Source organism: Streptomyces sp. NPDC102279 (genome assembly GCF_044766365.1).
Lineage (GTDB): Bacteria > Actinomycetota > Actinomycetes > Streptomycetales > Streptomycetaceae > Streptomyces.
The window spans coordinates 76,516-92,345 of the sequence record NZ_JBIWLU010000016.1; the positions used below are offsets into that span (position 1 = coordinate 76,516).

The window sequence follows — 15,830 nt, forward strand, 5'->3', positions numbered from 1 at the left end:
CCAGGCCCTGTTGGAGGGACCGGCATCTGTGATAGTCGACCTGCATGCCGAAGATGTCTCCCGGCGACGCCGACGCCGACCGCCCGCCCCCGCGGACCCGGCTGGGTCGCGCTCTGCGTGATTCGCCCGTCGGGCGGGGATGGCGGCGGAGCACGGAGATCGAACTGGCGTCACGGTCACTGGGCTTCGCGGCGCTCGGGTTCCTCACCCTGGTCCCGCTCCTGATCGTCGTCTCCGCGGCGGATCCGGCGCACGGGAGGGGGTTCGCCGAGTGGCTGGGGGACGGTCTCGGCGTGTCCAGGCCCGCGCGGGAGCAGGTGGCGCAGTTGTTCACGCGGCCCGGCCAGGTCCTGCAGACCACGACGGCCTTCGGCCTCGCCGCCCTCGCCGTCTTCGGTCTCGGCTTCGGCGCGGCGGTGCAGACCGGCTACGAGAAGGTCTGGGACCTGCCCCCGGCCCGCTGGTACGCCCGTTGGCGCCATGTGCTGTGGCTCGCCGTGCTCGTCGGCTCGCTCTTCCTGACCGCGACGACCACCCTGTGGCGCCACTCGGCCGCCGGCACGCTGGCCGCGACGCTGAGTGCCGTCCTCTTCTTCTGGTGGTCGCAGTGGGTGCTCCTCGGCGGCAGGATCTCCTGGCCGGCTCTGCTGCCCGGCGCGGTCCTCACCGCCCTCGGCCTGCTGGGGCTGCGCGTCTTCTCACGCCTCGTCTTCTCACCGCTGATCGCCTCCAGCGCCGTCACCTACGGTCCGTTCGGCACCGCCCTGGTCGTCCAGTCCTGGCTGGTCGGCGTGGGGGTCGTCGTGTTCGACGGCGCCTTGGTGGGACGGCTCCTGCACGAGGAACTCCCGTCGGTGGCCGAGGCCGTGAAGAAGCGGAGGGCGGCGCGCCGGGAACGCTGAGGGCGGTGCGCGGCGGAGGGCCGTGCGGTCGTCCGGTCCCTTCGCCGGGGCGGGGCTTCCGCCGGGCGGAAGTGCTGTTGCGGGCCCGCGCGGTCCGTCCCGACGATGGCGCCACCACGCAGAGACGGGAGCCGCCCCATGCCGCACATGACCTCCTTCGCCAGGAACCAGTGGTACGTCGTCGCCTACACCTACGAGGTGGGGCGCGAGTTGCTCGGCCGGACGGTCCTCGGAGAGCCGCTCGTCCTCTACCGCAGCGAGGAGGACGGGACGGCCGTCGCGCTGGCCGACCGGTGTGTGCACCGCCGCTTCCCGCTCTCCGAGAGCCGGCTCGACGGTGACCGGATCGTCTGCGGCTACCACGGCTTCACCTACGACACGACCGGGACCTGCGTGTACGTGCCGGGGCAAAAACGGATACCGCGCACCGCCCGGGTCGCCTCCTACCCGATCGTCGAGCAGGACCTGTTCGTCTGGGTGTGGATCGGCGACCCCGCGCTCGCCGACCCGGAAGCCGTGCCGCGCGCCCGGCACATGGACGCGCCGGAGTGGACGACGGTCAGCGGCATGGAGCCCATCGACGCCGACTACGGACTCCTCGTCGACAACCTCCTCGACCTCTCCCACGAGACGTACCTGCACGGCGGGTACATCGGGACGCCCGAGGTCGCGGAGACGCCGATCTCCACCGAGGTCAACGAGGGCGCGGGAATCGTGCGGGTCTCCCGGCACATGGACGACGCCGAGTGCCCGCCCTTCTACGCCCGTTCGACCGGCATCGCGGGCCGCATCACCCGCTGGCAGGACATCGAGTACCACGCGCCGTGCCTCTATCTGCTGCACAGCAGGATCGCGCCGGCCGGCGTGACGCCGGAGCCGGACGGCAGCGACCCGAACGCCTTCCACACCGAGATCACGTACGCCATCACGCCGTCCGCCGACGGCAAGGTGTACGACTTCTGGGCGGTCTCCCGCGACTTCGCCCGCTCGGACGACGAAGTCACCACCTTCCTGCGGGACTTCAACCACACGGTGGTCATGCAGGACGTCGACGCGCTCAACCTCCTTCAGCGGACGCTCGGTACCGAACGCTCCGGCTACCAGGAGCTGAGCATCAACATCGACACCGGCGGCCTGGCCGCCCGCCGCATCCTGGCCCGGCTGGCCGAGGAGGGCGACAAGCCGATGGAGAGGGTCCGGTGAGCGGCCCGACCGGGGAGATCTACCGCGTGGACTGGCTTCCGGGTACGGACGTGCTGCACGGCACCTGCCACTGCGGCGCCGAGCACACCGCCGAGGACCCGACCGCGATGTGGGAGTGGATGCTCGGCCACCCCGAGGGACACGGGACCGACGGAACGGGGGACGGCGGTTCATGAACGCATTCGAGGCCGAACTCGTCGTCGCGCGGCGGGAGTCCGCCGCCGACGGCGTGCTCGCCCTGACCCTGCGCCATCCCCAGGGGGCGGAACTCCCCTCCTGGGAACCGGGCGCCCATGTCGACCTCGTTCTCGGGCCCGAACTGGAGCGCCAGTACTCCCTGTGCGGGGACCCGGCGGAGCGCGGGGAATGGCGGATCGCGGTGCTGCGGGAGCCGGACGGCCGGGGCGGATCGGCCCATGTGCACGGGCGGTTGGCGGAGGGGGCCGTGGTCCGGGTCCGGGGGCCGCGCAACCACTTCGCTCTCGTGCCCGCCCCGCACTACCGGTTCGTCGCGGGCGGCATCGGCATCACACCGATTCTGCCGATGCTCGCCGCCGCCGAGGCGACGGGTGCGGAGTGGACGCTGCTGTACGGCGGACGCACCCGAGGATCCATGGCGTTCACCGGCGAGTTGGAGCGGTACGGGAAGCGGGTCACGCTCGCCCCGCAGGACGAGACGGGTCCGCTCGCTCTCCCCCCGGTGCTGAACGGCCTTCCCGACGGCACCCTGGTCTACTGCTGTGGTCCGGGGCCGCTCCTCGACGCGGTGGAGGCGGCCTGCCCGGCGGAACGGCTGCGCGTCGAGCGGTTCCGCCCCAAGCTCCAAGAGCCGCACACAGAGCCGGAGTTCGAGGTCGTGCTGGAACGGTCCGGACGGACGGTGACCGTCGTCCCCGGAGTCTCCGTCCTCGACACGGTGCGCGCGGCCGGCGTCGAGGTGCTCTTCTCCTGCACCGAGGGCACCTGCGGGACCTGCGAGACGGACGTGCTCGACGGCACGCCGGACCACCGGGACTCGGTGCTCTCGGACGAGGAGCGGGAGGCGGGCGAGACGATGCTCATCTGCGTGTCGCGCTGTCACGGGAAGAGGCTCGTGCTGGACCTGTGACACCGAGGTCCGCCTCGATCCGCGCGACCGTGTCCAGCAGGTGGGGCAGCAGGTCGCGGCGGACGGAGTCGAGGGTGTGGCGGCTGGCGTGCACGGGGATGTTCACGGCGGCCACGACGGCGCCGTCCCGGTCGCGCACCGGGGCGGCGACCGACCGCAGGCCCTCCTCCAGTTCCTGGTCGACGACGGCGTAGCCCTGCCGTCGCACCCGGCGGAGTTCCGTGCGCAGGCGGTCGGCCGACACGACGGTGCGTGCGGTGAGGGGCCGCAGGTCGGCGCGGGCCAGCCGGGCGTCGGCCTCCTCGTCCGTGAGATGCGCGAGGATCACCCGCCCCACGGAGGTGACATGGGCCGGGAAGCGGGTGCCGACGGTGATCGTCGCCGCCATGATGCGCCGGGTGGGGACCCGCGCGACGTACACGATGTCGTCGCCGTCGAGAACGCACAGCGAGCTCGACTCCCCCACCGTTTCAGCGAGTTGTTCCAGATGGGGCAGGGCGATCTCGGAGAGGGTGAAGCCGGAGAGGTAGGCGTAGCCGAGTTCCAGGACGCGTGGGGTGAGCCGGAAGGTCCGGCCGTCCGTGTGGACGTATCCGAGGTCGGCCAGGGTCAGCAGGAACCGGCGCGCCGCGGCGCGGGTCAGGCCGCAGCCCCGCGCGACCTCACTGAGGGTCAGTTCGGGCCGGTCGGCGCCGAAGACGCGGATCACGGCCAGCCCGCGCTCGAAGGACCGGACGAAGTGGGGCGCTCGGGCTGCCGCGGACATCGTCGCCTCCAGAGGGACGCGCGGAGCGCTCCCCGCGCGACCGGGAGCACACTTCGACAACTGTCAACAATATTGTCAGCCAGAGCCATTGACCCGGCTCCGGCGGGGTTCTACCTTCGCGCTGTGCACCATTGTGCGGTCTGCGCACAACCTGTCGGAACCCTTACGTCTGCACAGGAGGAGCCATGCGTCGTCTGCTCGCCGGTATCGCGGTCGGAGCCTTCCTGGTCGCCGCGTCGGCCTGCGGTTCGTCCGACGGCGGTGGCGCCTCGGACAAGAACGCGTCGTCCGGCGGTACCACCACGGTCAAGCTGGGCGTCATCCCCATCGTCGATGTCGCCCCCGTCTATCTGGGCCAGAAGAAGGGCTTCTACGCGAAGCACGGGCTGAAGCTGTCCCTGACGACGGCGCAGGGCGGCGCCGCGATCGTGCCGGGCGTCGTCTCGGGCCAGTTCCAGTTCGGCTTCTCCAACATGACCTCGCTGATGGTCGCCCAGTCGAACAACGTTCCCGTGCGCGCCATCGCCAACGGCGTCGCCTCGACGGGCGTCACGGGCAAGGACTTCGGCGCCATCACGGTCAAGAAGGGCAGCGCGATCACCTCGCCGAAGCAGTTGGAGGACAAGAAGGTCGCCGTCAACACCCTGAAGAACATCAACGAGACGGCGGTGCGCGAGTCCGTGCGCAAGGCCGGCGGCGACCCGGCGAAGGTGAAGTTCGTCGAGCTGGCCTTCGACCAGATGCCCGCGGCCCTCGACAGCGGACAGATCGACGCCGCCATGGTCGTCGAGCCCGCGCTCGCCACCGTCAGGAGCCAGGGCGCCACCGAGATCGCCTCGTCCCTGGTCGACGTGGCCAAGGACCTCACCGTCGCCATGTACTTCACCTCGAACCAGTACGCGCAGCAACATCCGGACACGGTCAAGAAGTTCCAGGAGGCGACGGCGGAGTCCCTCGCCTACGCGGACGCCCACCCGGACGAGGTCCGCGAGATCGTCACCACGTACACGAAGATCCCGGCGGCCGTCCTCGCGAAGGTGACCCTGCCGAAGTGGCCGGCCGGGGCGAACCGTGCCTCGATCGAGGCGCTGGAACAGCTCGGCGAGCAGGACGGGCTCTTCAAGACGGCACCCGACCTGGACAAGCTGCTGCCGTGAAGCGGAAGCAGCCACGCGGAGGCGGCTCCGCCGGAGGGGTCCCGAACGCCGCTCTCGGCGCCGCCGGCCTCGCGGCCTTCCTCGCCCTCGGCGAGGTGGTGCCGCGCCTCGGCATCGTCAAGGAGCGGTACTTCCCGCCCACCAGCCGCATCGCCGGCGCGCTCGTCGACGAGATCGGCGAGCGCGCCTTCTGGACGGACCTCGGCGACACCCTCACCGGCTGGGCGCTGGGCCTCGCCATCGCGGTCGGCGCGGGCATCGTGGCCGGGGTGACCGTCTCGGTGGTGCCGTATCTGCGGGAGGCGACCGCCTCGACCATCGAGTTCCTGCGGCCCATCCCCTCGGTGGCCCTCATCCCGCTCGCCGTCCTCCTCTACGGCACCGAACTGCGCTCGGTGCTCCTCCTCGTGGTGTACGCGTCCTTCTGGCAGGTCCTCGTCCAGGTCATGTACGGGGTGCGGGACGTCGACCCGGTCGCCGAGGAGACGGCGCGCTCGTACGGACTCGGCACCTGGGCGCGGATACGCCATGTGCTGTGGCCGACGGCCCTCCCGTACGTCATGACCGGCGTCCGGCTCGCCGCGGCCGTCGCGCTCATCCTGACCGTCACCGCCGAACTCGTCATCGGTGCGCCGGGGTTGGGAGCGCGCATCGCGGTCGCCCAGACCTCGCAGGCGGTACCCGAGATGTACGCGCTGATCGTCGTCACGGGGCTGCTCGGACTGCTGATCAACGTGGGGGCGCGGTCGGTGGAGCGGCACGCGCTGGCCTGGCACCAGTCGGTGCGCGGGGAGGTGGCGGTGTGACGGGGAAGACCTCCGGCCGCACCCGGCCGAACGTCCGGAGCGTCCTTCTGCTGCGGGGGCTGCTGTTCGTCGTCGCGCTCCCCGCCGTGCTCCTCGTCGTGTGGTGGCTCGCCTCGGACGGCAGCACGAACGTGTACTGGCCACCGCTGCGCACGATCCTGAAGACGTTCCCGGACGTCTGGACGGGCGACAGGCTCCGCACCGACCTGCTGCCCAGTCTGCTGCGGCTGCTCGCCGGCTACGCGGTGGCGGCCCTCGCCGGGGTCGCCGTCGGCACGCTCATCGGCTCGTACCGGAAGGTGCGGGCCGTGTGCGAACCGGTGCTGGAGTTCCTGCGCGCGGTGCCACCGCCCGTCCTCGTGCCCGTCATCATGCTGTTCGCGGGCATCGGCGACACCATGAAGATCGCCGTGATCGCGAGCGGGTGCGTCTGGCCGGTGCTGCTCAACACGGTCGAGGGGGTCCGCGCCGTCGACTCCGTGATGTCCGAGACGGCCCGCTCGTACGGGATCACCGGCCCGGCGCGGTTGCGCGCCGTGGTGCTGCCCGCGGCGAGCCCGCAGATCTTCGCCGGGCTGCGGCAGGCGCTGTCCATCGGGATCATCCTGATGGTCATCAGTGAGATGTTCGCGGCCAGCAACGGCCTCGGCTTCACCATCGTGCAGTTCCAGCGCGGCTTCGCGATCCCCGACATGTGGACCGGGATCCTCGTCCTCGGCCTGCTCGGCTTCCTCCTCTCGGCCGTCTTCCAGCTCGTGGAGCGCCGGGTGCTCGGCTGGTACCACGGTCTGCGGGACTCCTCCCGGCGGTCCCCGTGACGACGCTCGCGAAAGGGCGGTCCATGCACGCGTCTTTGGTCGTAACCGGCCTGCGGAAGGTCTATGAGGGGTCGGGGCGCCGGGTGGAGGCGGTCCGCGACCTCACCTTCTCCGTGGACACGGGTGAACTCGTCTGCCTGGTCGGCCCGTCGGGCTGCGGCAAGACGACGCTGCTCAAGTGCATGGCCGGGCTGCTCACCCCGACGTCGGGCGAGGTGCGGCTCGCCGGGCACCCGGTGAGCGGACCGCCGCCCGGCATGGCCTTCGTCTTCCAGGAGTACGGACGCAGCCTCTTCCCGTGGATGCGGGTCGGCGAGAACGTCGAACTGCCCCTGAGGCAGAAGAAGCTGGGCCGGGCCCGGCGGCGCGAACTGGTCGCCGACGCGCTGGAGTCCGTCGGTCTGTCCGACGCGGCCGACGCCTATCCGTGGCAGCTGTCCGGCGGGATGCAGCAGCGCGTCGCCATCGCCCGGGCGCTGGCCTACGAACCCGACGTGCTGCTGATGGACGAGCCGTTCGCGGCGGTCGACGCGCAGACCCGTGCCGACCTGGAGGACCTGGTGCGCCGGCTGTGGCGGCAGCGCGGCATGACCGTCCTGTTCGTGACGCACGACATCGACGAGGCGGTCTATCTCGGCGAGCGGGTCCTGATCCTGTCGGCCTCCCCCACCGTCGTGCGGGAACAGCTGAAGATCGATCTGCCGGACGAGAGGGACCAGTTGCACACGCGCGTGGCCCCGCGCTTCGCCGAGTTGCGGACCCATGTGTACCAGCAGATCCAGGCGGCGAAGCGCGGGGAGACCCTCACGAGGACAGATACGCCTCCACTTCGCTGAGCTGCGCGGCGGGCCAGCCGGTGTTGGCCGTGACGTTCAGCCGCAGGTAGCGCAGGTTCGTACCGGCCGGCAGCGCGATCGTCACGGTGTTGCCGGTGGCCGGGTCGAAGCGCCGGCCCTGCGAGCCGGCGACCGTGGCGTAGCCGGCGCCGTCGGTGCTGCCCAGCACGGACAGGGTCTGGGTGCGCGCCGCCCAGGCGGCGGCGGGCGGCAGCTTCAGGACGACGCGGCGGACGGCCTGTGCGGAGCCGAGATCGACCGTGACGGCCTGCGGGAAGGCGTTGTTGCTCGACTCCCAGTAGCTGTCGGCGTTCCCGTCGACGGCTCTGCCCGGGGTGTAGACGTCCTGGGAGCCGGTGGCGGTGGCCGGACGGCCCTTGGCCAGGTTGGCGTTCTGGTCCGGCGGCGGAGTGCCCTGGCCGGGCTGCGGCCAGGCCGAGCAGTTCGACCAGGTGCTGCTCCAGCCGGAGTTGCCGCCGCCGTCGGTGACGGTGAACGTGCCCGAGCCGCTCGGGTAGGGGCAGTTGTAGATGCCGGCCGCACCGACGCCGGTGGCCTGGACGTTGCTGAACTTCGCGGAGCCCGGAGTCTCGGCCTGGACGGCGACCGTCCCGGTGTTCTTGACGGTCGCACCGGTCACGTTGATGTTGGACGTGGGGTATCCGCGGCCGCCGCCCGAGACGAACTCGAAGGCGCTGTACGGGCTGTCGGTGATCGTCGTGTTGGTGATGTTGACGGTCGCGTTGATCGCGCTGTCGTAGGAGTCGACCCGCAGCGCGCCCATCGGGTGGCCCCAGTTGGGGTTGACCGCGCCGGTGCGCACCAGGGTGTTGCCGTCGACGGTGATCGTGCCGGCCAGCGGGGAGAAGGGGTCGAGGAACTTCTGGTTGGACACGGCGATGCCGCTGCCGAGCGCGTTGGTGTCGGACACCAGGTTGTTCTTGACGCTGATGTCGGTGCCGCCGTAGATCGCGATGCCGTTGGCGAGGTTCGGCTGCGAGATGGTGTTGCCCTCGAAGGTGGAGTTGCTGTCCGCGCCGTTCAGCGACCACATGGCGAGCGAGTCGTCGCCCTGGTTGCGCAGGAAGTTGTTGCTCACGCGGACGCCGTGCGCGTTGCCGTTGAGGTTGAGTCCGTCGGCGGTGGTGTCGAGGATGCGGTTGTTCTCCACCACGAGGTTGTCGTTGTTGCCGGTCAGCCACAGGCCGACCTTGAGGTGCTGGATCCACATCCCGGAGACCGAACTCCCGGGACCCAGGGCCCCGTTGACGAAGTTGTCGGGGTTGGAGTCGACGCGCTCGGTGACCTCGCCGATGACCGCGAAGTCCTTGAGGTGGACGCCGCCCGAGGAGCTGCCCTGGTCGATGAAGCGGGAGGCGTGGACGACGGAGTACCAGCCGCCCGCACCCTGGAGGGTCACGTTCTGGATGCCGCTGAGCGAGGACGTGACTCGGTAGTCGCCCGGCGGGATCCACACGACGCCGCCCTGGGCCGCGGAGATCGCGTCCCGGAATGCCTGGGTGGAGTCGCCCTGCCCGCTGGGGTCCGCGCCCTTGTCGGTGACGGACACCGACCCCGCGGGCCGGGTCGCGGCGGCGACCTGTTCGAAGTCGGCCACGTCGACGGTGACCTGGGCCGAGGTGGCCTGGAAGGCGATCTTGTCGCCCGCCTGGACGTTCTGGCCGAGCAGCAGCCGGGTGTTGTCGAAGAAGTGGTGCTGCTTGGCGCCGGCGATCCAGGACGTGTCCACGTAGGAGTACTTGGAGGTGACCGCGAGGGTCTTGGAGATCTTCGTGCCGTTGACGTACACGTCGAGCGTCCCCGACTGGCCGTCGGGGACGCTGTAGGAGACGTTCACCGCGTTGGCCGCGCGGGGGGCGGTGAACTCGACGCGCTGGCCCGCCGACAGGCGGACGGCCTGCCGGCCGGAGGCCTCCGAGGCGAGGCTTCCCTGCGTGTAGTCGGGGCCGATCTTCGTGCCCGTGGTGGTGGCCGACTCCGCCTCGACCGAGGCGAAGGGGAGGCTCGCGCCCGCCGCCGCCACCGCGGCGTGGGCCGTGGTGACGCCGAGCATGCCGGCGGCGAGGGCGACGGCCGCGGCGCACGCGAGGGGCATGCGTCCGACAGTGCTGCTGTGCATGTGCTGATCCCTTCGAGGTGGGGGTGGGTACAGCGGTGTGCGTTCCGGCGCGGTGTCAGGCGCGCAGCCAGACCGCCGTGTCCGGTGGGAGGAATCCGTCGGCGTCCAACGCGGAGCTGCCGAGCAGGAGTTCGGAGTGCGCCGGGAGCTCGACCGGTCCGTCGGCCAGGTTGACGACGCAGAGCAGGCCGTCGGCGCGGGCGAAGGCGAGGACGCCCTCGGGTGCGGGCAGCCAGGTGAGCGGCCCGTCCCCGAATCCGGGTTCGGCGCGGCGGATGCCGAGGGCGGCCCGGTACAGGCTCAGCATCGAGTCGGGATCCCCGGCCTGCCGGTCGGCCGCGTAGGCAGGCCAGTCGGCGGGCTGCGGAAGCCACGGGTCACCGCCGAACCCGGCGTGGGGCGCCCCGGCCGCCCAGGGCAGCGGAACACGGCAGCCGTCGCGGCCCGGGTCCGTTCCGCCGGAGCGGAGGTACATCGGGTCCTGGATGCTCTCCAGCGGCAACTCGACTTCGGGCAGGCCGAGTTCCTCGCCCTGGTAGACGTACACGGAGCCGGGCAGGGCGAGCGAGAGCAGGGCGGCGGCCCGGGCCCTTCGGGTGCCGAGGGCGAGGTCTGTGGGGGTACCGAAGGTCTTGGCGGTGAAGTCGAAGCCGGTCTCGGCGCGGCCGTAACGGGTGACCGTGCGCGTCACGTCGTGGTTGCACAGCACCCAGGTGGCCGGCGCCCCGACGGGCGCGTGCTCCGCGAGGGTGTCGTCGATGGAGGTACGCAGCCGGGCCGCGTCCCAGGGGCAGGACAGGAAGGAGAAGTTGAACGCGGTGTGCAGTTCGTCCGGGCGCAGGTAGCGGGCGAAGCGCTCGGTGTCGGGGAGCCACACCTCGCCGACGAAGACACCGTCGTAGGCGTCGGCGACCGACCGCCAGGAGCGGTAGATGTCGTGGAGTTCGTCGCGGTCGACGTACGGGTTCGGGTCGACGCCCTCGACGTAGTCCGGCAGGTCGGGGTCCTTGGCGAGCAGCGCGGCCGAGTCGATGCGGACGCCCGCGACGCCCCGGTCGAACCAGAAGCGCAGGATCTCCTCGTGTTCCTGCCGGACGGCCGGGTGGTCCCAGTTGAGGTCGGGCTGCTCGGGCGTGAAGAGATGGAGGTACCAGTCGCCGTCGGGCAGCCGGGTCCAGACGGGCTCGGTGGAGCCGGCGAACTGGGAGGGCCAGTCGTTGGGCGGGAGTTCGCCGTTCTCACCGCGTCCGGGACGGAAGTGGAACAGCTCGCGCTCCGGACCGCCCGCCAGGGCCGCCTGGAACCACGGGTGCTGGTCGGAGATGTGGTTGGGCACGATGTCGACCAGAGTGCGGATACCCAGTTCACGGGCCTCGGCGATGAGCTTCTCCGCCTCGGCGAGCGTCCCGAAGGCCGGGTCGATGGAGCGGTAGTCGGCGACGTCGTAGCCGCCGTCGGCCATGGGCGAGCGGTACCAGGGGTTGAACCACAGTGCGTCCACGCCGAGTTCGGCGAGATAGGGCAGTCCGGCGCGGACACCCGCGAGGTCGCCGGTGCCGTCGCCGTCGCCGTCCGAGAAGCTGCGGACATACACCTGGTAGATGACGGCGGATCGCCACCACGCGGACTGATTTTGGGCAGGGCGGGGCTGTCCCACGGTGCGATGCCTTTCGTTCGAGGAGGTCACGTACAGGCGTCAGCCCTTGGTGCTGCCCGCGCTGATCCCGGCGATGATGTGCCGTTGGAAGACCAGGAACATCACGACCATGGGGATGCTCGCGATCACCATCGCGGCGATGAGCACGGTCAGTTGGATGTTCTGCGACAGCTGGACGAGTGCCACGCTGATCGGCTGTTTGTCGGTGTCGGAGAAGACCATCAGCGGCCAGAGGAAGTCCTGCCACACGGCGACCAGGGCGAAGATCGACACGACGCCGAGGACGGGCCGGGACATCGGCAGCACGATCGACCACAGGATGCGCAGTTTCCCGGCGCCGTCGATGTCGGCGGCCTCCAGGACGTCGCGCGGGATCTGGTCGAAGAAGCGTTTGAGGAGATAGAGGTTGAAGGCGTTGGCGACGGCCGGCAGCCAGATGCCGAGCGGGTCGTTCAGCAGACTGGTGTGGATGAGGGGCAGGTCGGCGACCGTCAGGTACTTCGGGACGACCAGGGCCTGCGCCGGGACCATCAGGGTGGCGAGGATGCCGCCGAGGATCACGTTGCCGAAGGCCGGCTTCAGCTTGGACAGGGCGTACGCGGCGGCGGTGCAGAAGACGAGCTGGAGGATCCAGGCCCCCGCCGCCTGGACGACCGTGTTCCACAGGTGCGTGGGCAGGTCCATCAGGTCCCACGCGTCGGTGTAGCCGGTCAGGTGCCACTTGTCGGGGACGAGGGTCGGCGGTGTGCGCGTCACCTCGTCCGGCGACTTCATGGCGCCGGTCACCATCCAGTAGACGGGGAACAGGAAGGCCAGCGCGAAGAGCAGGACGACTCCGCAGAAGACGGTCCAGTAGGCGGCCTTGCCGCGGGGGCGTGCCAGGGTGAGCGGGGAGACCAGGGTGCGCGTGCTCATGCGTCGTCCCCTTCCGAGCGGGTCAGCCTCAGGTACACCGCGGAGAAGGCGCTCAGCAGGACGAGCAGCATGACGCTCAGCGCGCAGGCCCCTCCGAAGTCGTTGTAGAGGAAGGCGTACTTGTAGATCAGGTAGAGCACCGTGACGGTCTTGTCCTCGGGGCCGCCGCCGGTGATCACGAACGGTTCCGTGAACACCTGCATGGTGGCGATGATCTGCAGCAGCATCAGCATCAGGATGATGAAGCGGGTCTGCGGGATCGTCACGTGCCGGACGCGCTGGAGGAGGCTCGCGCCGTCCAGCTCGGCCGCCTCGTACAGCTCGCCGGGGATGCTCTGCAGTGCGGCGAGGTAGATGAGGACGGTGCCGCCGAGGTTGGCCCAGGTGGCCACGATGACCAGCGAGACGAGTGCGGTGTCGGCGCCGTTGGACCAGTTCGAGGTGGGCAGGTGCAGGAAGCGCAGCGCCTCGTTGGCGAGGCCCGCTCCGGGATCGTAGAACCACTTCCACAACAGGGCGCTGACCACCGGCGGGATCATCACCGGCAGGTAGACCACGACGCGGAAGAAGGCCTTCGCGTGCCGCAGTTCGTTGAGCACCAGCGCCAGTACGAAGGGGACGGCGAAGCCGATGAGCAGGGCGATCAGGGTGAAGGTGAGGGTGTTGCGCCAGGCGGCGGTGAACTCCGGGTCGTGGAAGACCCGGGTGAAGTTGGCGGTGCCGACCCATTCACCGCCGCTGCCGGGCGTGTACTTCTGGAAGGCGATCACGACCGCGCGGATCGCCGGGTACCAGGAGAACAGCACGAAGCAGAGCACGCCGCCGGTGAGGAACGCGTAGGCGCGGGACTGGTCGGCCAGGCGCCGGCGCCAGGGTGTCCCGGGCCGGCGTCCCGCCGGCCGCGCCGCCTCCGGCGCGCCGACGGCGGCCGGAGGGAACGCTGCGGGGGGCTTCGATGCGGTCTTCATGAACGGTGTCAGCCTCGGGCCAGGATGGAGTCGATCTTGCCGGAGGCGTCCTTGAGGAGCTGGTCGACGTCGGCGTCCTTCTTGGTGAGGACCGCTGACACCGCGCCGTCGAGGACGGAGTAGATCTGCTGGGCCTGCGGCGGCTCGATCTTCATGTCGAGGCCCTGGTTGCCGTCGAGGAAGGGCTGGTAGTTCTCCACCGGCACGTTCGCGTTCGCCTTCTTGACCTCCTGGTCCTTGGCGTCCGCGGCGCCGGTGAACAGGCGCGGCTCGGGCAGGCCGACCGGGGCGTTGTTCTGCTTGGCGCGGGCGTAGTCACCGAGGAAGCCGTCGCCGGGCGTCAGGAACATGGAGTCGAGCCACTTGAGGCCCGCCTTGATCTGGGCCGGCGAGTCCTTCTTGTTGAACATGTAGCCGTCGCCGCCGATGAGCGTGCCCTTGCCTCCGGGCATCGGAGCCAGTCCGAGGTCCTTGTAGTTGCCGCCCTTCTCCTTGACCAGGATCGGGATGTTGTCGGGCGCGGAGAGGTACATGCCGAGCTTGCCGGAGCCCATCATCTGCTGGACGTCGTTGATGACCAGCAGCTGCTTGCTGCCCATGGAGTTGTCGCTCCAGCGCATGTCCTTGAGGTTCTGCAGGACGGCCTTGCCCTCGGCGGTGTCGACGCTGGCCTTCTTGCCGTCCTCGCTGACGACGTCGCCGCCCTGCGAGTAGAGCTCGGCGGTGAAGTGCCAGCCGCCCTGGTTCTGGGCGCTGTAGTCGGCGTAGCCGACGGTGCCCTTGCCGAGCGCGGCGATCTTCTTGGCGTCCGCGCGCAGCTCCTCCCAGGTGGCCGGGGGCTTGTCGGGGTCGAGGCCGGCCTTCTTGAAGAGGGCCTTGTTGTAGATGAGGCCCATCGAGTAGCCGGTGCGCGGGACGCCGTAGATCTTGCCGTCGACGGTGTAGATGTCGCGCAGCTGCTGCTGGATGCTGCTGTAGCTCTTGAGGTCCTTGACGTAACTCGTGATGTCGGCGGCCTGGTTGACGTCGACGACGTGCTTGGCGTCGGTGAAGTACGTGTAGAACACGTCCTCCATCTGGCCGCCGGCGAGCTTGGCGTCGAAGGTCTTGGGGTCCTGACAGGGGAACGCGTCATGAGTGACGACGTCGATGTTCGGGTTGGCCTTCTCGAAGGCCTTGGTGTCGGCGCCGAAGAACGAGCGGTCGACCTTGGCGCTCTTGGGCGGCTCGCAGTTGACGGTGATGCTGGTCTTTCCGTCGGCCGCCTTGCCGTCGTCGTCGCTCGAACCGCACGCGGCGGCGGTGAGCACGACGGACGACGCCATGAGCGTGACGAAGGTACGGCGGAACCCGGTACTTCTCATTGGTGGACCCCTTCGGGCTGGAGCGAGGAAGGCCCACGGCGGGCGCGCCGCCGTGTTCTGGCGCCGCACACTCAAGCACCGACGACATCTGTCCGCAAGATGTCGCGCAGAATCTGTAATTATTTGACAGCGATAGGGATCCCTGTGGCGTATGGTTGCGGGAACTTCAGCCGCGGGGGGCCTGCGCTGTCGACCCGCGCACCACCAACTCAGGCTCGAACAGGAGCTCTTCGGCTGTCACGCTGCTGCCGCCGATCTGCGCGTTGAGCAGCTCCACCGCGGCACGTCCCATGGCCTCGATCGGCTGGCGGACGGTGGTGAGCGGGGGTTCGGTGCAGTTCATGAAGGCCGAGTCGTCGTAGCCGACCACGGAGATCTCGCCCGGAACACTGAGCCCCTTGCGGCGGGCGGCCCGCACGGCGCCGAGCGCGAGCGGGTCGCTCGCGCAGATGATGCCGGTGACGCCCCGGTCGAGCAGCCGGGTGGCCGCGGCCTGGCCGCCCTCCAGCGAGAACATCGCCCGGGCGACGTGCTCGTCGGGCAACTGCGGCGCGAGGGCGCGCGCGGCGGCGAGTTTGCGACCCGAGGGCATGTGGTCGCCGGGGCCGAGGACGAGGCCGATGCGCTCGTGGCCGAGGGAGTCGAGATGGCGCCAGGCCTGCTCGACGGCGACCGCGTCGTCGCAGGAGACGCAGGGGAAACCGAGGTGCTCGATGGCCGCGTTGACCAGCACCACCGGAATATTGCGGTCCGCGAGCTGCCGGTAGTGGTCGTGCGGAGCGTCCGCCTGGGCGTAGAGACCGCCGGCGAAGACCACGCCGGAGACCTGCTGCTGAAGCAGCAGTTCCACATAGTCGGCCTCGGAGACGCCGCCCTTGGTCTGGGTGCACAGCACGGGTGTGAGACCGAGCTGGGCGAGCGCCCCGCCGATCACTTCGGCGAAGGCCGGGAAGATCGGGTTCTGCAGCTCGGGCAGGACCAGCCCGACGAGCCGCGCGCGTTCGCCGCGCAACTGGGTCGGCCGCTCGTAGCCGAGGACGTCCAGGGCGGAGAGAACCGCCTGCCGGGTGGAATCGGAGACTCCGGGCTTGCCGTTGAGCACCCGGCTGACCGTGGCCTCGCTGACCCCGACCTTCTTCGCCACCTGAGCAAGTCGTCGCGTCATGTTCGCAAGAATAGCGCAAGAAATG

The 15,830-nt window shown here is 70.1% G+C and carries 15 protein-coding genes; 8 read left to right on the forward strand and 7 right to left on the reverse strand.

Translation table 11 applies throughout. The features are described from left to right. The first annotated feature begins 53 nt into the window (after positions 1-53). The 4 genes from ACIRQH_RS34475 (at position 54) to ACIRQH_RS34490 (ending at position 3,213) form a co-directional block, all read left to right on the forward strand. Entirely contained in the window at positions 54-902 is an 849-nt protein-coding gene (locus ACIRQH_RS34475) for a YhjD/YihY/BrkB family envelope integrity protein (RefSeq protein WP_388876906.1), read from the forward strand. Positions 903-1,040: 138 nt separating this feature from the next. Then, a complete protein-coding gene (locus ACIRQH_RS34480) occupies positions 1,041-2,105 on the forward strand; it encodes a Rieske 2Fe-2S domain-containing protein (protein WP_404228753.1) in 1,065 nt (354 codons plus the stop codon). Further along, positions 2,102-2,281: a hypothetical protein gene (locus ACIRQH_RS34485; RefSeq protein WP_358820220.1), complete on the forward strand. Its 180-nt coding sequence runs from the start codon at positions 2,102-2,104 to the stop codon at positions 2,279-2,281. Before ACIRQH_RS34480 ends, ACIRQH_RS34485 begins: the two co-directional genes overlap by 4 nt. After that, on the forward strand, positions 2,278-3,213 hold the full coding sequence (locus ACIRQH_RS34490; RefSeq protein WP_404228755.1) for a PDR/VanB family oxidoreductase: 936 nt from the start codon (positions 2,278-2,280) through the stop codon (positions 3,211-3,213). Before ACIRQH_RS34485 ends, ACIRQH_RS34490 begins: the two co-directional genes overlap by 4 nt. On the opposite strand, the gene ACIRQH_RS34495 is transcribed toward ACIRQH_RS34490, so the two are convergent. After that, positions 3,164-3,979, reverse strand: a complete 816-nt coding sequence (locus tag ACIRQH_RS34495; RefSeq protein ID WP_358820218.1) for an IclR family transcriptional regulator C-terminal domain-containing protein — start codon at positions 3,977-3,979, stop codon at positions 3,164-3,166. The two genes, ACIRQH_RS34490 and ACIRQH_RS34495, sit on opposite strands and share 50 nt — an antisense overlap. Positions 3,980-4,164: 185 nt before the next feature. On the opposite strand from ACIRQH_RS34495, the gene ACIRQH_RS34500 reads away from it, so the two are divergent. From ACIRQH_RS34500 to ACIRQH_RS34515, 4 genes are read left to right on the forward strand one after another with little or no spacing between them, the layout of a single operon-like run. Continuing rightward, complete coding sequence (locus tag ACIRQH_RS34500; RefSeq protein ID WP_388876757.1) at positions 4,165-5,136, forward strand: ABC transporter substrate-binding protein; 972 nt, start codon at positions 4,165-4,167, stop codon at positions 5,134-5,136. Then, positions 5,133-5,942: an ABC transporter permease gene (locus tag ACIRQH_RS34505; RefSeq protein ID WP_358820216.1), complete on the forward strand. Its 810-nt coding sequence runs from the start codon at positions 5,133-5,135 to the stop codon at positions 5,940-5,942. Before ACIRQH_RS34500 ends, ACIRQH_RS34505 begins: the two co-directional genes overlap by 4 nt. Positions 5,943-5,989: 47 nt before the next feature. Continuing rightward, positions 5,990-6,760, forward strand: coding sequence for an ABC transporter permease (locus ACIRQH_RS34510; protein ID WP_388876903.1), 771 nt, complete (start codon positions 5,990-5,992; stop codon positions 6,758-6,760). A 23-nt stretch (positions 6,761-6,783) separates the two neighbouring features. Next, positions 6,784-7,596: an ABC transporter ATP-binding protein gene (locus ACIRQH_RS34515; RefSeq protein WP_388876753.1), complete on the forward strand. Its 813-nt coding sequence runs from the start codon at positions 6,784-6,786 to the stop codon at positions 7,594-7,596. On the opposite strand, the gene ACIRQH_RS34520 is transcribed toward ACIRQH_RS34515, so the two are convergent. From ACIRQH_RS34520 to ACIRQH_RS34545, 6 genes are all read right to left on the reverse strand, one after another. Beyond that, complete coding sequence (locus ACIRQH_RS34520) at positions 7,565-9,736, reverse strand: discoidin domain-containing protein (protein ID WP_404228759.1); 2,172 nt, start codon at positions 9,734-9,736, stop codon at positions 7,565-7,567. The genes ACIRQH_RS34515 and ACIRQH_RS34520 overlap by 32 nt on opposite strands. A 55-nt stretch (positions 9,737-9,791) precedes the next feature. Continuing rightward, positions 9,792-11,393, reverse strand: a complete 1,602-nt coding sequence (locus tag ACIRQH_RS34525) for a glycoside hydrolase family 13 protein (RefSeq protein WP_388876747.1) — start codon at positions 11,391-11,393, stop codon at positions 9,792-9,794. Positions 11,394-11,432: 39 nt separating this feature from the next. Beyond that, positions 11,433-12,308, reverse strand: a complete 876-nt coding sequence (locus ACIRQH_RS34530; protein ID WP_358820211.1) for a carbohydrate ABC transporter permease — start codon at positions 12,306-12,308, stop codon at positions 11,433-11,435. Further along, on the reverse strand, positions 12,305-13,276 hold the full coding sequence (locus ACIRQH_RS34535) for a sugar ABC transporter permease (RefSeq protein WP_358820210.1): 972 nt from the start codon (positions 13,274-13,276) through the stop codon (positions 12,305-12,307). Before ACIRQH_RS34535 ends, ACIRQH_RS34530 begins: the two co-directional genes overlap by 4 nt. A gap of 8 nt (positions 13,277-13,284) precedes the next feature. Beyond that, positions 13,285-14,640, reverse strand: coding sequence for an ABC transporter substrate-binding protein (locus tag ACIRQH_RS34540; protein ID WP_388876743.1), 1,356 nt, complete (start codon positions 14,638-14,640; stop codon positions 13,285-13,287). 166 nt (positions 14,641-14,806) lie between these two features. Next, positions 14,807-15,805 carry a LacI family DNA-binding transcriptional regulator gene (locus ACIRQH_RS34545; protein ID WP_203659742.1) on the reverse strand — a complete coding sequence of 333 codons (999 nt, stop codon included), beginning with the start codon at positions 15,803-15,805 and terminating at the stop codon, positions 14,807-14,809. Between the last annotated feature and the right edge of the window lie 25 nt (positions 15,806-15,830).

Coding starts and splice junctions, on each gene's coding strand:
- ACIRQH_RS34475 (WP_388876906.1), top strand. CDS start 54: ATGTCTCCCGGCGACGCCGACGCCGACCGCCCGCCCCCGCGGACCCGG.
- ACIRQH_RS34480 (WP_404228753.1), top strand. CDS start 1,041: ATGCCGCACATGACCTCCTTCGCCAGGAACCAGTGGTACGTCGTCGCC.
- ACIRQH_RS34490 (WP_404228755.1), top strand. CDS start 2,278: ATGAACGCATTCGAGGCCGAACTCGTCGTCGCGCGGCGGGAGTCCGCC.
- ACIRQH_RS34495 (WP_358820218.1), bottom strand. CDS start 3,979: ATGTCCGCGGCAGCCCGAGCGCCCCACTTCGTCCGGTCCTTCGAGCGC.
- ACIRQH_RS34500 (WP_388876757.1), top strand. CDS start 4,165: ATGCGTCGTCTGCTCGCCGGTATCGCGGTCGGAGCCTTCCTGGTCGCC.
- ACIRQH_RS34515 (WP_388876753.1), top strand. CDS start 6,784: ATGCACGCGTCTTTGGTCGTAACCGGCCTGCGGAAGGTCTATGAGGGG.
- ACIRQH_RS34520 (WP_404228759.1), bottom strand. CDS start 9,736: ATGCACAGCAGCACTGTCGGACGCATGCCCCTCGCGTGCGCCGCGGCC.
- ACIRQH_RS34530 (WP_358820211.1), bottom strand. CDS start 12,308: ATGAGCACGCGCACCCTGGTCTCCCCGCTCACCCTGGCACGCCCCCGC.
- ACIRQH_RS34535 (WP_358820210.1), bottom strand. CDS start 13,276: ATGAAGACCGCATCGAAGCCCCCCGCAGCGTTCCCTCCGGCCGCCGTC.
- ACIRQH_RS34540 (WP_388876743.1), bottom strand. CDS start 14,640: ATGAGAAGTACCGGGTTCCGCCGTACCTTCGTCACGCTCATGGCGTCG.
- ACIRQH_RS34545 (WP_203659742.1), bottom strand. CDS start 15,805: ATGACGCGACGACTTGCTCAGGTGGCGAAGAAGGTCGGGGTCAGCGAG.